The sequence below is a fragment of the Kitasatospora purpeofusca genome, from assembly GCF_042691725.1.
GTDB classification, from domain to species: Bacteria; Actinomycetota; Actinomycetes; order Streptomycetales; family Streptomycetaceae; genus Kitasatospora; species Kitasatospora purpeofusca_B.
Window position 1 is genome coordinate 1,297,076 of the sequence record NZ_CP170483.1, and the last position, 12,435, is coordinate 1,309,510.

Here is a 12,435-nt window from a genome sequence, read left to right on the forward strand (position 1 = left end):
CGTCAGGCCATGACGACGAGAATCACCAGGAGTACTCATCGTCTTACTCTTCGCAGCGAGCCGCGACCGCTGCTCGGCCCGGCGGTGACGTTGAAGGCGGCGACCGGCTGTGCGTGACTGGAAGGAGCAGCAGCGGCCCGGCCGACATCGAGGTGCCCAGGATGGGATTCATCGGCACGGTGGGCCTGGTACTCCACCCCGAGCGCACCTGTGCGCCCACGGTCGAGGCCGTGGTCCATTGGAGCCGCGCCCGGGGGACGAAGGTCCTGGGGCTGGCGGCGGAGGTGTCACGGATCGGCTGCGAGGCCGTTCCGGTCGAGGCCGGGGAGATGGCCACCAGCGCCGACCTGATGATCAGCCTCGGCGGGGACGGCACCATGCTGCGCGCCATGCGGCTCGCGGCCGGGGGCCACGCGCCGGTCCTGGGGGTCAACGTCGGCCGACTTGGCTTCCTCGCCGAGGTCGACATTCCGGAACTGCCCGCCGCACTGGACGCCATCGACGCCCACCGCTTCACCGTGGAGGTCCGCTCCGGCGTCCACGCCCGCTTCGGGGCCGCCCAGGAGGTGGCGCTCAACGACGTCGTGCTGCTGCGCAGCCCGGGGCACAAGTCCGCGGCGGTCGCCGTACGGGTCCAGGGCGAGCCCTTCGTCGCCTACACCGCCGACGCGGTCGTCGTCGCCACGCCGACCGGCTCCACCGCGTACAGCTTCTCCGCCGGCGGCCCGATCGTCTCCCCCAACGCGGAGGGCCTGCTGGTCACGCCCGTGGCCCCGCACGCCGCGTTCAACCGCTCCGTGTTCCTCTCCAGCGGCGAGCGGCTCGACCTGGAGGTCCTGCCGCACAGCGGCGACCTCGCCATCGAGGCCGACGGCCTCCTCGTCGGCCAGGTCGCACCGGGCGACCGGGTCGAGGTGACCATGCTGCCCGCCGCCGCACGCGTCGTCCGGCTCGGGCACACCACGTTCTACCAGCGCGCCCAGCGCAAGCTCCGGCTCACCGGTTCGGCGGAACACGGCTGACCCCGCCGTCCACGGCCCGGCGCCCCGCGCCCGTGAAGGCCGACGCCGCAGCGGCCCGGGCGGTCAGGCGGGCGGGGCGGTGTCGGCCAGTGACAGGTAGCTCTCCTCCTCCTGCAGCGTGTGCAGCCGCAGCACGGCGTACAGGCCGTACATCACCAGGCGCAGTTCGGCGAGGTCCGCGGCGCCGGGAGTGCCGCGGTCGACCAGGTGGCCGAGGCGGTCGGTCTGGGCGCGGATCTCGACGTGGGCGCGGCTCATCGGGCCGGTCGGGTCGATGCCGCCGAGGGCGGAGGCGATCGCGGGGTAGAGGAGTTCCTCCTCGGCCCGCTCGTGGGGAAGGATCTCCTCGACGAGCTCGGCGTGGACCTTCCGCGCACGGTCGAGCTCGGCGGGCCCGGGATCCGTGCCGAGGCCGTCGGCGGCGGCCTTCAGCCGGTCGAGGACGCCGCGCACCATGATGTGCTCGGCGGCGAACCGGCGCGCCAACTCCTGGGTGTGCTGGTCGAGTTCGACGGCCGAGGTGTCCAGGCGCAGGACCCGCAGGGCGTTCAGGATAGCCAGCAGGTCGATACCCTCCTGGAGCAGCGCGCCCCAGGCGGCGGGCAGGTGGCCGAGTGCGGCGAAGGCCATCGCGACCCCGGACAGCGCCATGCCGCCGACGGCGCTCTGCCCGGCGATCCGCTTGGCGCGGCGGGCCACCGACATCGCCTCCGCGAGGCGGTCGAGGCGGTCGACGGTGAGGACCACGTCGGCCGCCTCGGAGGAGGCGGTGGCGCCGCGGGTGCCGATCGCGATGCCGACGTCGGCGAGGGCCAGGGCCGGGGCGTCGTTCACGCCGTCGCCGACCATGCCGGTGGGGGCGAAGGCCCGTTCGGAGCGGACCAGGTCGGCCTTGTCACTGGGGCTGCACTCGGCGAACACCTCGTCCAGCCCGGCCGCCGCGGCCACCGCCTCCGCCACCGGCCGACGGTCGCCGGTCGCCATCACCACCCGGTCCACCCCGCCGCGCCGCAGCTCGCGGACGGTGCGGGCGGTGTCGGAGCGGACCGGGTCGTCGAACAGCAGCACTCCGGCGGCCCGGCCGTCCACGCCGACGAACACCGTCAGCGCCCCGTCCGCGTCGGAACGGCGACGCGCCGCGGCCGCCCACGGCGCGTCGCCCCGTTGCCCCGCGAACGCCGCCTTGCCGAGGTGCACCTCGCGGCCGTCGACCCGTCCGCGCATGCCCTGCCCGGTGACCTCCTCGGCATCGGTCGGTGCGCTCAGCGGCAGCCTGCGCTCGTGCGCGGCGCGCACCACCGCGGCCGCCAGCACGTGCGCGGAGACCTGGTCGAGCGAGGCCGCCAGCCGCAGCACCTCGTCGTCCGGCACGGCGCCGGCCGTGACCACCGCGCTGAGCGCCGGCCGCCCCGCGGTGAGGGTGCCGGTCTTGTCGACGATCAGCGTCCGCACGGCGGCCAGCGACTCCAGCGCACCGCTGCCCTTCACCACCACGCCGCGCCGGGCCGTCAGCGACAGCGCGGAGACCATCGCGATCGGCACCGCCAGGATCAGCGGGCAGGGCGTCGCCACCACCAGCACCGCCACCGCACGCGACAGCTCGCCCGACAGCAGCCAGGCGAGCCCGCACACCGCGAGGGTCAGCGGGAGGAACCAGCCCGCCACCCGGTTGGCGACCCGCACCGCCGGGGCCTTGTCGGACGCCGCCTCCTCCACCAGCCGCAGCACTCCCGCGTAGGCGCCGTCCGCGGCCGTCGAGGTGGCCCGCAGGTCGAACGCGGAACCGGCGTTGACCACGCCGGAGCGCACCGCGTCGCCCTCCCAGTACTCCACCGGCAGCGGTTCGCCGGTCAGCGCGGACTCGTCCAGCACCGCCCCGCCCGCGCCCACCGCGCCGTCCACCGGCAGCACCTCCCCGGTGCCGACCACCAGCACGTCGCCGGGCCGCACCCGCTCGGCGGGCACCGTCTCGACCTGCCCGCCCGTACGCCGCCGGGCGGTCTTAGGGGCCCTGGCCAGCAGCGCCTCCAGGTCGCGCCGGGCCCGACCCTCCGCCAGCCCCTCCAGCGCGCTGCCGGTGGTCAGCATCACCGCGATCAGCGCGCCCGCCAACTGCTCGCCGACCACCAGCGCGCCGACCAGCGCGAGCAGCGCGATCACGTCGGCGTCCAGTTCGCGCCGCCGCAGCGCCCGCACCACCCAGAGCGTCGAGCAGCAGATCCCGAGGACCGTCACCGCGCCCCAGATCCATCGCGCCAGGCCGGGCGAACCCGCCCACCGGGCGATGCCGCCGGCGAGGAGTCCGGCGAGCGCGGCCCCGAACACCAGCAGGTCGGACCGGTTCCGCAGTGCCGTGTGCAAGGTCGTCGCCATCGCTGCCGCCCGTCGGGTGCCGCACCACCGGATGATCATCCGCTGGCCGGAGCCTAGGGTCCGCGCCGGTGGTCCGCCCCGGTGGTCCGCACCCGGTACGGCCCACCGGCGGATCCGGGTGCCCCGTCCGGAGTACCCCGCCGGGGCCGGGGCCGCCTCGCCCGCCCTCACCGGCCCTCGCCGGCCCTCGCCGGCCGCACGACGGCGGGCCCTCCGCCCGGCAGCGCCCGAGCGGGCTACCTCCCCGCGCGGCCCCGGCCCCGGGCGGCGATCCTGGTTCCGGCCGCCCGAGGCGCCGAGGCACTCGCGAGCAGCCGGGCCGGCGAACCTGCCGGAACTCCCGCGAAAGGAAGCAGCCGTCATGGAGGCATCCGCACAGATCGGCGTGACGGGGCTCGCGGTCATGGGCCGCAACCTGGCGCGGAACTTCGCCCGCAACGGCTACACGGTCGCGGTGCACAACCGGTCCGCGGGCCGGACCGAGGCGCTGATCGAGGAGTTCGGCCACGAGGGGGCCTTCGTCCCGGCGGAGTCGCCGCAGGAGTTCGTCGCCGCGCTGGAGCGCCCGCGCCGGCTGCTGATCATGGTGAAGGCCGGCTCGGCCACCGACCAGGTGATCGACGAGTTCGCCCCGCTGCTGGAGCCGGGCGACATGATCATCGACGGCGGCAACGCGCACTTCGCCGACACCCGCCGCCGTGAGCGGGCCCTGCGCGAGCGCGGCCTCCACTTCGTCGGGACCGGCGTCTCCGGCGGGGAGGAGGGCGCGCTGCACGGCCCGTCGATCATGCCCGGCGGCTCCGCCGAGTCCTACGCCGTGCTCGGCCCCATGCTGGAGAGGATCAGCGCCCACGTGGACGGCGAGCCGTGCTGCACCCACATCGGCACCGACGGCTCCGGCCATTTCGTGAAGATGGTGCACAACGGCATCGAGTACGCCGACATGCAGCTCATCGCCGAGGCCTACCACCTGCTGCGGGAGGTCGGCGGGCACTCCCCCGCCGAGATCGCCGAGACCTTCCGCCGGTGGAACCGGGGGCGCCTGGACTCCTACCTCATCGAGATCACCGCCGAGGTCCTCGCCCACACCGACGCCGACACCGGCCGGCCCTTCGTCGACATCGTCCAGGACGCCGCCGGGCAGAAGGGCACCGGCCGGTGGACCGTGCAGACCGCCCTCGACCTCGGCTCCCCGGTCACCGCCATCGCCCAGGCCACCTTCGCCCGGGTCGCCTCCTCGCGGTCCGAGCTGCGCGCGGCCTACCGCCCGCTGCCCGGAGGCACCCGGCAGGAGCTCTCCCCGGACGAGGCGGAGTCCTTCACCCGGGACGTCGAGCAGGCCCTCTACGCGTCGAAGATCATCGCCTACGACCAGGGCTGGACCATGATCCGCGACGCCTCGGCCGAGTACGGCTGGTCGATCGACCTCGGCGCGGTGGCGCGGATCTGGCGCGGCGGCTGCATCATCCGCGCCGCGTTCCTCGACCGGATCCGGGCCGCCCACGCCGCCGACCCCGGCCTGGTCAGCCTGCTCGCGGAGGAGCGGTTCGCCCGGGAGATCACCGACGCCCAGGCGTCCTGGCGCGCGGTCGTGGCCGGCGCGGCCCGGCACGGCATCCCCGCACCGGCGTTCTCCGCGGCGCTCGCCTCCTACGACACCCTGCGCGGCGCGCACCTGCCCGCCGCCCTGATCCAGGGGCAGCGGGACTACTTCGGCGCCCACACCTACCACCGCACCGACCGCGAGGGCAGCTACCACACCCGCTGGGCCGAGCCCGCCCGCCCCGAGGTCCGCACGGACACCTGAGCGGCTCCGCGCGCCGGCCGCCGGCGGGCGGGAGCATGGCGCGCCGGCCGTCGCCTCACCGGGGACGACGCCGGGCCGCGCGCCCATCCGGTGGCCGCCCGGATCGGCGGCCTGCCAGGTGTTGTTCCGGGCCCGTGACGGAGGCCGGGGCGCAGACGGCGTCCGGGGCGGCGGCGAGCACCGGCACCAGGGCGGCGGCGGCCGCCAGGACGACGCGGGCGACGCGGGCGCCGGTCCGGGTGGGCCCGGCGGGCGAGGTGGTGGTCATGGGGGTGCGCTCCTCGGGGTCGGTGGCGGGCGAAGCAGCCCGACCGCCCTTCCAACAGCCGCGCCCACGCGCCGCCGGCCGGCTCGGCGACCCCGCCCGCTGCTCGGCAACCTGGCCGACCGGCGTTGGACGGCGGTCGGCCATCCCCGGCACACCCCGTGCTCACCAACCGACAGGCCTTTGAACAACAGGACAACAACCCCGTGCGGCTATGAACTGGCGACCCTTGCTCGGATATTGATGTAGAATCATAGGCAGAGGGAGGCCTTGGGGCCGATGTTGAAGGCATCGGCAGGCCGCCCACGACAGGGGGAACGACGCCATGAACTACCACCTCGACACCGCGCGCGCCATCATCGACGAGCGGATGCGGGAGGCCGAGCAGCACCGCCTCGTCCACGCGCTGTACCTGAAGAGCCGCGCCGAGGCCAAGACCCGCCGGGCACGCCTGCTCCTCGCCCGCCTCGGTGGATGAGCACCACCCCAGCCGGCCGTCACCCGCAGCGTGACGGCCGGCTGTCGCGTTGCTGACCCGCCATCGGTGAGCACCGGGCGATCCTGCATGGTCGGCCGTTTCGGCGGCCCGCGCGGCCTCAGCCCTTCTTCCGCAGCACCAGGTACTGGTCCGGCTTGAGCAGGTCCGTGCTGTAGTGGAGCGTGCCGTCCGGCTGCATCGCGATCTGGCGGTAGCTCGACCGGTCGGCTATGCACTCCGCACCGGCCGAGGAGGCGGTCTCCCGGGACGCGAAGGTGGCCCGGCTCTCGTCGGCCTCGGTGAGCGTCCAGGCGCCCTCGCACCAGATGCCGGTCTTCGCCGTCTCGGCGCGGATGGTGCTCTTCTCCTCGCTCTGGGCGGACTGGGCGATGGTGAGGGTGACGGTGGTGACGTCCCCGTTGGCGGCCTTGCGCTCGCCGCCCCACGTGCCGAGGAACTTCGCGGGGATGACGCCCGGCCCCGGGGCCGTGGGGGACGCGTCGGGCTCGGGGCTCTCCTCGGCCGGGGCGGTCTTCCCGGGGTCCGACGCGGCGGACTGCCGGTCCTTGTCCCGCAGCCGCTCGTTCAGCACGTAGCCGCCGCCCAGCAGCAGGACGGCGACCAGCACGGCCGCCAGCGCGCCGTACCCCCGCCGGCCGCGCGGCCGCTCCGGGGGCGGCCCGAAGCCCGGCACCGTGACCGGTGCCGACGGCGCCGGGAACGGGGCGGGGAGCGCGGCCGGCGGGCCGAAGCCCGGCGGGGGCGGCGGCCCGAACCCGGGCACCCCGCCGCCCGTCGCCTCGGCCGCTCGCGCCGCCCTCGCCGCCTCGGCGACCGTCCAGCCCCCGGTGGGCACCCGGGTCCCGGCCCCCGGCTCCGGAGCGGGCGCAGCGGCGGCCCCGGCCTCCCGCTCCTCCTCCAGGTCCAGCAGTTGCACGGCGCTGCGCCCGACCGCCGCCGCCAGCGCCGCCGGCAGCCAGTCCCCGCGCCCCAGCCGGGCGGCGGCCGCGCCGTCGCCGTCCAGCCGCTCCCGCAGCCGCCCTGGCGTCGGGCGGGCGGACGGGTCCTTGGCCAGGCAGTCCCGGACGAGGGAGAGCAGCGGGCCGGTCAGCCCGGAGAGGTCGGGCTCCTCGTGCAGCACCCGGTAGAGCAGGACGGGCGCGCTCACCCCGGAGCCGAACGGCATCGCGCCGGTGGCCGCGTACGCGAGGACCGCGCCGAGCGAGAAGACGTCGCCGGCCGGTCCGGCGGGCAGCCCGTTCGCCTGCTCCGGCGACATGAAGCCCGGCGAGCCGAACACCTGGCCGGACCGGGTGAGCCCGGTGGTGGCGTCCAGGGCGCGGGTGATGCCGAAGTCGATCAGCCGCGGCCCGTCCAGGGTCAGCAGCACGTTCGACGGCTTGACGTCCCGGTGCACCAGCCCGAGGCCGTGCACCTGGGCGAGCGCCTCGGCGAGGCCGACGCCGAGGGTCCGGACGGCCGGCTCGGGCAGGGGCCCGAACTCCCGCACGGCGTCCGTGAGCGCGGGCCCGGCGACGTAGCCGGTGGCCACCCAGGGGCGCCCGCCCTCGGTGTCCGCGTCCAGGACCGGTGCCGTCCAGGTACCGCCGACCCGCCGGGCGGCCGCCACCTCGTGCCGGAACCGGGCCCGGAACTCGGGGTCCCCGGCCAGGTCGGGCCGGACCACCTTGACGGCCACGGTCCGCCCGCCCGCCGTCCGGCCGAGGTAGACCCGGCCCATCCCGCCCGCTCCGAGCTGCCGCAGCAACCGGTACTCGCCCACCTGCCGCGGATCGTCCGCTGCCAGCGGCTGCATGCCCACGCTCCCCTCGACGCCCGGCGCGGCCCTCCCCGCCTCATGTGTCCGCGGCAGACGCTATCGGTCCGGGGCCCCGCGTGGGACAAGATCACGGTCACGGAATGACCGTCAGATGATCGCGGGAGCGCGGCCGGACCTCGGGCGGGCCGGCCGACGGTGGAGTCGGGAACGTCGCCGGTTCATGTGCGCTCTCCACCGCCCGCCGACACCGCAGGGCCCGCCGCGGCTGCGCGTACCGACCGCCACCGACCGCCACCGGCCGCCACCGAAGGCCCCGGAGCTCCGGCGGAAATGAAGAACTCCTCACTCCTGTCGAGGAATTGGGTTCCGTGCACGAGCCGCTGCGACGGCCTTCCCCCGGGCGGCGTGCGAACTCCGGCGGCCCCGGGGTGCACCGGCAGACTTGGTGCCCTCTTGGGCGCGGGACCCGTCCCCTTGGGGCAGAGTATGGGCGGCGCCGGCGGGGCGCGCCGGACACCGCCGCGGCGGTGGAGAGCGACGCCGGGTAGCCGGGTACCGCGGCGCGGGTGTTCAATGGAAGTTGACTTGCTGTCAGCAAGGTGGCCGGGGCGACACATCCCGCCCCCGGTTCACCCGGGGCCACGGGCCGCCCGGAGCATCCCCCCAGGTCATGAGCCGTCCGGATCGCGGATGGTGGTGTTTTGTCTACCATCGCCGGGGTGTTTTCCCCCCTGCCCCGCGTCGGCGCATGCAGGATCCTCTTGCTCCGGAGCCCTGACGCTTCCGGAGGGAACGATGATCCGGGCGACTTCGCCGTCGATCGATGGGCCGGGGTTCGTGACGCCCTGCCACCCCCGGGGTGGCCGGGACGAGGCGTTGGAGGGCGCGGTGGGCGCGGCAGGCGCGGTCCTTGATGACGACGGGACATGGGCGTCGGCAGACACACGATCGCCCGGGCTCTGTCCGCTACCTGACACGCGGACAATCGCACTGGTATCCAAAAATGACAGTTTTGAACTGTAGGATACCACCCATCCTGAATGACCTACTGCAGCGGGGGGCTGGCAGTGTGTGAACGTTTCGGGTAGGCCAGTGGTATGAGCTACGCGGCAACGGGTTGGTGCACGTCCGAGAGCCAGGCGCAGCGGCGACGGCCGCAGCCGAACCGTGGTGAGCGGCGCGGGGGCCGCCCGGGGCGTCCGGGGCGATCCGGCGGTGAGCGGCGAGCGGGTACGGCGGAGCCCGAGTCCCGAATCCGAAGGGACCGGCGCCGCCGAGGCGGCTCGACCCGCCGCGGGCGGACGGTCCACGTCGCACCGGGGGCGCGTCGATGCACGGCCGAGACGCCGACACGACACCGGATACACCCCACGTTGGTGAACAAACGTCAGACACAGTACGGCAGTTCAGTGCAGTCTCAGGTTCAGGTGTGCCCAGAGGGCGGAACGCGACGGGAAAGGGGGTACCAGCGATGACAGCGGGGGACGAGGTCGCAGGTAGGAGACGGAAGGCCCGACTCGGGAGTCGGCCGGAGGAACGCACGGGGGCCCATTGGCAGACATTCTCTGAACCCAGCGAGTAGGATCATGTTTTCGATCAACACGGATGAGTATGTCGAACCCCTACGGAAGCACACACGGCACCTCGCGCTCGGTTCCGCCGGTCGGCGGGCCGCGTGGTCGTTGGAGCCGGAGGAGGCCCTGGGCTTCCTCAAGGGATTGATGCCAAGGATCACCACGGGACCGGGACAGGTGATCCTGGTCAGTGGCGGGATCGCCAGCGGCAAGACCCAGTTGATGCACGACTTCGGCCATGTCGCGACCCAGGCCGGCGCGTTGACGCTGTACGCCACGGGGGCGGCCGACGAGCAGCACGACTTCGGCGTGATCGACCAGTTATTGGCCTCCCTGAGGCTGTCCGCCGAGGTGGCGCGACGGGTGACCGCGATCCGCGGCCCGGCCGACAAGCGGCAACTCGAGGGCTGGCAGAGCGCGATGCGCAGCGCGATCGACGACACGGCGGTGGTCCAGGGGCTCCGCCAGATCCTCCTGGAGCTGGCCGAGGAACACCCCATGGTCGTCCTCATCGACGACCTGCACCTCGTCGACCGGCTCTCGTTCCAGATCCTCCTGCAACTGCAGCGGCGGATTAAGTCGACCAGGCTGCTGATGGTCCTGAGCCAGCCCGACCGGCCGGTCGGCGGCCCCCGGACGCAGTGGGCCAGGGCCGGCCTGCTCCCCCAACACCACATCCGGCTCACGCCCTTGAGCGAGTCCTCGGTCCGCGACTGGGTGCACATGACCCTCGGCGGCGCCGCGACCGCGGCCGTGCCCACTCCGTTGAACGCCGCTGCCGAGTCCTGGGCCGACGCGCTCTCCCTGGTGGGTGCCGACCCCGACGAGGATCCGGGCCTCGACGCGACCGAGGCCCTGGTCGACGCGGCCGACGCCACACCCTGCCACCCCTGTGCCGACCTTCCCGTCCTGATCCGGGAACTCAGCGGCGGCAACCCGCTCCTCGTCGAGGCACTGATCGACGACTGCACCGACCTCGACGGAGACCCCTGCCGCCTTCCGGGCGCCGGATACGCGTACGCCGTGTCCGCGGTGCTCAGCCGGCGCGACCCGCTCCTGCCGAAGGTGGCCGGCGCGCTGGCCGTGCTCAACGGCTACGGCTCCCCGGACACGGTGGCCGAACTCGCCGGGATCGAGATCGACTCCACGGTCGAGATCCTCGACAGCCTGACCGGGGCCGGTCTGCTCGCCGACGGGGCGTTCCGCCACCCGACCGCCGCCTCGGCCGCGCTCGGCTGCCTGTCCCCGGAGGTCCTCTCCGTCCTGCACCTCAGGGCCGCCGAGCTGAAGTACCGCCAGGCGGCGCCGGTCGGCGAGATCGCCCGGCACCTGGTGGCCTCGGCCGCCACGCCCGGCGACTGGGCGTTCCCGGTGCTGTGCGCGGCGGCCGACCACGCGATGCTCGGCGACGACCTGGACTTCTCCCAGCGCTGCCTCAAGGTCGCGCTGGACCTGGCGCCCGGTCACGGGCAGCGCCGCGAGGTGCTGAGCCGGCTCGCCAACGGCACGTTCCGGGTCAACCCGCTGATCACCCAGTCCTACCTCGCGGCGCTGCGCCAGGCCGCCCGGGAGGAGTCCGCCGAGAACGCGGGCCGCGGCCCCTCGGCCGGCGGCCGCGGCTCCACCGCCGGCGGGGCGTCGGCCGTCCCCTCCGGCACCGGCCAGACCGAGTTGGCGATGCTGGCCCGGATGGCGCTGTGGAACGGTGACGAGGCCGGGTTCAAGCAGGCCCTGGAATGCCTGCGGAGCGGCCCGGACGCGCTCGATCCGCAGTCCGAGGCGGTGCTGATGCTCGCCCACCAGTGGTACTTCGGCCCGTCCCGGTCGCAGCTGGCCGAGGACACCGAGCTGGCCGACCTCGACCCGTGGATCGGCACCGCCCGCACCCTGGCCGGCATCTGGGCGCACGGCGGACTGGCCAACACCAGCGCCAACCAGATCCTGCGGAACTGCCGGCTGTCCGACCTCACCTTCGAGGCCCTGCTCACCGCGATCACCGCGCTGGACTACGGCGGCAAGGCCGAGCTGGCCGAGCAGTGGTGCGCCGTGCTGAGCAGCAAGGCGGTCGCGCACGGCGCGGTGACCTGGCAGGCGATGATCGACGGCGTCTGGTCCGGGATCAGCCTGCGGCGCGGGGACATCCCCACCGCGATCGCGCTGGCCGAGTCCTCGCTGCGGATGCAGAGCTGGGGGGTGCCGGTCAGCTACCCGCTGACCACCCTGCTGAGCGCGCACACCGCGACCGGGGACTTCGACAAGGTGGAGAAGACGCTGCGCCATCCGGTGCCGGACGCCGCCTTCAACACCGTCTACGGCCTGCGCTACCTGCGCGCCCGGGGCCGGTACCACCTGGCCGCCGAACGGCCGCTGGCGGCGATCACCGACATCCACGACTGCCGCAGGATGATGCTCCGCCGGGACCTGGACCTGCCGATGCTGGTGCCCTGGCGCAGCGATCTGGCCGAGGCGCACCTGAAGATGGGCGACACCTCACTCGCCCTGAGACTGGCCCGGCAGCAACTCGAACTCTCCTCCGACTCCGATGCCGGCTCCCGCGGGGCCGCCCTGCTCGTCCTCGCCCGGGCCAGTACCGGCGAGGAGCACCACGAGCCCGCGAGCCAGGCGCTGGAGTGCCTCACCGCCGGCGGGGACCGGCTCGAACTGGCGCGGGCGCTGAGGCTGCTGGGTCTGCCCGGGCCGCAGTTCCTGCAGCCGGCGGGGGTGCCCGTCGTCGATCTCGACGACACCCGCCGACGGCTCCGGGCCTCGGCCCTGCTCTCCGACATCACGGTGGAGCCGGAGAGCGAGCCGGCCGACTCGGCCGCGCTGAGCGAGGCCGAGCTGAGGGTGGCCCGGCTGGCCGTCCTCGGCCGGACCAACCGGCAGATCAGCAACGCCCTGTTCATCACGGTGAGCACGGTCGAGCAGCACCTCACCAGGATCTACAAGAAGCTGGGCATCCGGGGCCGGAGCGATCTGCCGGCCTCACTCACGGCCTGACGCGCTCCCCCGCGGGGAGGGAGCGGGCGGCCGGGGAACCGGACGGCCTTCGGGAGATCCCGCCGAACGCGCTTCGTCGAAGCGGGTTCGGCGGGATCTTCCCGTCTGTCGGGCCGGGTCGTCGCCGGCCCGGGTG

7 protein-coding genes are annotated in these 12,435 nt (G+C 74.5%); 4 read left to right on the forward strand and 3 right to left on the reverse strand.

Annotated features, from left to right (window positions below; all coding sequences use genetic code 11):
* Positions 1–161 precede the first annotated feature (161 nt).
* Positions 162–1,022 carry an NAD(+)/NADH kinase gene (locus tag ACFCLZ_RS05195; RefSeq protein ID WP_380283485.1) on the forward strand — a complete coding sequence of 287 codons (861 nt, stop codon included), beginning with the start codon at positions 162–164 and terminating at the stop codon, positions 1,020–1,022.
* Between the two features lie 63 nt (positions 1,023–1,085).
* Here ACFCLZ_RS05195 and ACFCLZ_RS05200 read toward each other — a convergent pair whose 3' ends face one another.
* Positions 1,086–3,395 carry a heavy metal translocating P-type ATPase gene (locus tag ACFCLZ_RS05200; protein WP_380283486.1) on the reverse strand — a complete coding sequence of 770 codons (2,310 nt, stop codon included), beginning with the start codon at positions 3,393–3,395 and terminating at the stop codon, positions 1,086–1,088.
* A gap of 361 nt (positions 3,396–3,756) precedes the next feature.
* Between ACFCLZ_RS05200 and gndA the strand changes: the two genes are divergently transcribed.
* Entirely contained in the window at positions 3,757–5,202 is a 1,446-nt protein-coding gene (gndA, locus tag ACFCLZ_RS05205) for an NADP-dependent phosphogluconate dehydrogenase (RefSeq protein WP_380283488.1), read from the forward strand.
* Positions 5,203–5,257: 55 nt separating this feature from the next.
* Here the strand turns inward: gndA and ACFCLZ_RS05210 are convergent, their stop codons facing one another.
* A complete protein-coding gene (locus ACFCLZ_RS05210) occupies positions 5,258–5,470 on the reverse strand; it encodes a hypothetical protein (RefSeq protein WP_380283489.1) in 213 nt (70 codons plus the stop codon).
* Positions 5,471–5,792: 322 nt separating this feature from the next.
* Here ACFCLZ_RS05210 and ACFCLZ_RS05215 point away from each other — a divergent pair, with 322 nt between their 5' ends.
* Positions 5,793–5,945: a hypothetical protein gene (locus ACFCLZ_RS05215; RefSeq protein WP_380283490.1), complete on the forward strand. Its 153-nt coding sequence runs from the start codon at positions 5,793–5,795 to the stop codon at positions 5,943–5,945.
* 118 nt (positions 5,946–6,063) lie between these two features.
* On the opposite strand, the gene ACFCLZ_RS05220 is transcribed toward ACFCLZ_RS05215, so the two are convergent.
* Positions 6,064–7,761: a serine/threonine-protein kinase gene (locus ACFCLZ_RS05220; RefSeq protein WP_380283491.1), complete on the reverse strand. Its 1,698-nt coding sequence runs from the start codon at positions 7,759–7,761 to the stop codon at positions 6,064–6,066.
* Between the two features lie 1,550 nt (positions 7,762–9,311).
* Between ACFCLZ_RS05220 and ACFCLZ_RS05225 the strand changes: the two genes are divergently transcribed.
* On the forward strand, positions 9,312–12,299 hold the full coding sequence (locus tag ACFCLZ_RS05225) for an AAA family ATPase (RefSeq protein ID WP_380283492.1): 2,988 nt from the start codon (positions 9,312–9,314) through the stop codon (positions 12,297–12,299).
* Positions 12,300–12,435: the final 136 nt, after the last annotated feature.